Source organism: Deltaproteobacteria bacterium (assembly GCA_003696105.1).
GTDB lineage: Bacteria > Myxococcota_A > Polyangia > Haliangiales > J016 > J016.
Genome location: RFGE01000380.1, coordinates 1 through 2710, shown reverse-complemented (window position 1 = coordinate 2710; position 2710 = coordinate 1). Strand labels below are relative to the sequence as shown.

Annotated in this window: 3 protein-coding genes; all 3 read right to left on the bottom strand. The window is 69.9% G+C overall.

All coding sequences use genetic code 11. The annotated features are described in order from the left end of the window. The coding region (locus D6689_23025) for a Fic family protein (protein RMH35947.1) at nt 1-237 on the bottom strand (237 nt) is incomplete at its 3' end. 340 nt (nt 238-577) lie between these two features. Further along, on the bottom strand, nt 578-1390 hold the full coding sequence (locus D6689_23020) for a cobalamin-binding protein (GenBank protein RMH35948.1): 813 nt from the start codon (nt 1388-1390) through the stop codon (nt 578-580). 100 nt (nt 1391-1490) lie between these two features. Continuing rightward, on the bottom strand, nt 1491-1973 hold the full coding sequence (locus D6689_23015; protein ID RMH35946.1) for a cupin domain-containing protein: 483 nt from the start codon (nt 1971-1973) through the stop codon (nt 1491-1493). Between the last annotated feature and the right edge of the window lie 737 nt (nt 1974-2710).

Sequence of the window (2710 nt, the reverse complement as noted above, 5' to 3'; positions counted from 1 at the left end):
CGAGAGCACCGCCTCCTTGCGCACGAACGCGTAGATGAACCAGTCGAGCGAAGGCACCATCTCGCCGGCCAGCTCGAGGCGTGCGAGCGCCTGCTCCGCCGCTCGCACCCGCTCTGCAAGCTCACCCTCGATGAGGATGGGCGGGCCGGTAGGAGGCAACGGGTGGGGCACGAAGGCGCGAACCTGCTCGCCGCCCGCCGACGTGCTCTCGTACCGTCCCGTCTCTCGCTTCGACATGACCCACTCGCTGGTAAAGGATGCGTGCCCACCGGCAGCGTCTAGAAACGAATCCTTTACCAGCCCTCACCCAAAGTCAAGCATGCGTTACTAGCGGGCGCTCGAGATGAGAGATGCGGACCTCTCCAGCGCGTCTCGCCTCGCAGTGGCGTTACGCGCCAAGGTGCTCGCGATGACCACCGAGCCGAGTACTTCGCCGTCACCGGCCCGACCGCCCGCCGCTGACGGCCGCCATCGAGACCGCCGAGCCGAAACCTGTCGTCCGCGACCGCCGGGCGCTTCACCTTGCGCGACGACGATCGACGATCGCGTCGAACCAGGCAGCGCGCGCCGCGAGCGCTTATCGCGCTGCCTCGGTCGCGACTGACGGCTCGCCGGGAAACAGCAGCGCTTCGATGCGGGCCAACCCGTCGGTGAGGCACGCCGGGCCGGGCTGAAGGATGACTTCGGCCGGGATCTCGTGGACGCGGTCGTGCGCGACGGCGGGCACCGATCGCATGCCCGGCCGGCGGGCGAGGGCGTCCGCGTCGAACGGCTTGCCGCACCACGACGCCAAGATGACGTCGGGCGCTCGTCGCGCGATGTCCTCGACGGTCACCTGCCGATCCCGGGCGCTCCGTCGGTGGGCGCGCTCGGCGAAGACGTCGATGCCGCCGGCAATCTCGATCAACTCGCTGATCCAGCGGATCCCGCAGATCGTCGGCGCGTCCCACTCTTCGAAGTAGACCTTCGGTCGGTACGAGCGCTTCGCGCCCCGTCGCGTCGCCGCTTCGAGGCGTCGGATGTACCCGGCGACGAGCGCCTCGGCCTGCTCGCGCTTGTGCACGAGACTGCCGATGTCGACGATGACATCGAGGATCTCCTGCACGGAGCGCTGGTTGAAGATGAGAACCTGGAGATTGGCGGCGATCAGTGCGCGCGCGAGGTCGGCCTGGATGTCGGAAAAGCCGATCACCAGATCCGGTTTGAGCGCTCGGATCTTGTCGACGCTCGCGCCCGCGAAGGCGGAGACCACGGGCTTGGCTCGGCGCGCTTCCGGCGGGCGCACCGTGTACGCGCTGATGCCGACGACCCGGTCGCCTTCGCCGAGCAGGTAAAGCACCTCGGTGGGCTCTTCGGTGAGGCACACGATCCGCCGGGGGCCGCGGCTCACCTCGAATGCGCGCGTGAAGCGATCCCGATCGGTCATGCCGTCGAGTTTCGTCGGTTTTGTCCTCGTGTCGACCGACCGAGCGCGGTTTCGCCGCGCGGCGCTACCGGGACAGGGGCGCGCCGGACTTCGTCGTGAAGCGAAACACCCCGCCTTCCTTGACGGCGCGCAGGTCGATGTCGGGGTACTCCGCGACCTCCTCGGACGCGCGGGTGCCGACCTCGAGGTAGGTCACGGCGCGGTCGGAGCGGTTGACGAGGTGGTGGCCATTCGGAACGCCGGCGGGAAACCCGGCGACCATGCCGTCGGTCAGCTCTTGCTCGCCGTGGTCGGTGATGAGGGTGATCGGTCCGCGCACGACATACACGAACTCGTCCTCCCTCGCGTGCCAGTGGCGTTGCGAGGACATCGCGCCGGGTTCGAGAGTGACGAGGTTCACGCCGAACTGGGAAAGGCCCAGCGGCTGCGTGAGTCGGCGCTTGAGTCGTCCGTCGAACCCGCGGTCGTGCGGAGGCGGATAGGCCGTCCCGCGGTGCGGTTCGATGCGGTCTGGATCGAGGACGGGGTGGGCGGTCGTCGGTGTCATGGACGCTCCTTGTTGGTCGGAGTTGGTCGGATCCGGCGCGCGCGGCCGCGGCGGCGCGGCTTCGAGCAGCGCCTCGAGGCGCGCGAGGTCCTTGCGGTTCGCCGTTGCATGGCGGCGCCCATGAACGGGGCGACGAGCCTCGGGAAGCCGCGATGCGCGGCGTAGGCCGCCACCTCGGCCACGGGGCGATCGATGACGACCTCGGTTTGCACGTCGACGGGCACGGGCGCTCCGGCGTTGATAGCGCGGGCGTGTGGGGCGGGCCACCGGATTCGCGTCGGTTCGGGGCGCGAGCGACGTCGCCAGCGCCGCGGCGCCGCCCGGGCGCGCGACGCGGTCATCGGCGGGGGCCGTAGGTGCGCATGTGAAGCCCGCACCCGGGTTGATTGGAGCCGCGGCCGAGGAATCGCGTCGCAGAAGCGGCCGGCGCGGGCGCAATCGGCTTGCAGGAGGCTGACGAGCCACCGCCGCGGCACATCAGCGGACGACAAACCGGTGACCGCGCCTACGCTCACTGGCGGCGGACGCACGTTGGCGCGGCGAGTGGAGTCCCTTGCCGCAGTCGTCGCGCGCCCGATGCCGCGCGTCAAGCCGTGTCGGCGACGGCGACGCCTTGATACACACGCATGGCATACGAGCCGGCCGGGAACACGACATCCCGCACGCCGCGCTTCCACTGCTCGTACGCCTCGCGGTAGGCGACCACGAACTGCTTGAGCCGACGCAGCGCCTCGATG

Bases quoted from the DNA above. Each gene is read 5' to 3' on its own strand.
- D6689_23015 (RMH35946.1), bottom strand. From the start codon at position 1,973: ATGACACCGACGACCGCCCACCCCGTCCTCGATCCAGACCGCATCGAA.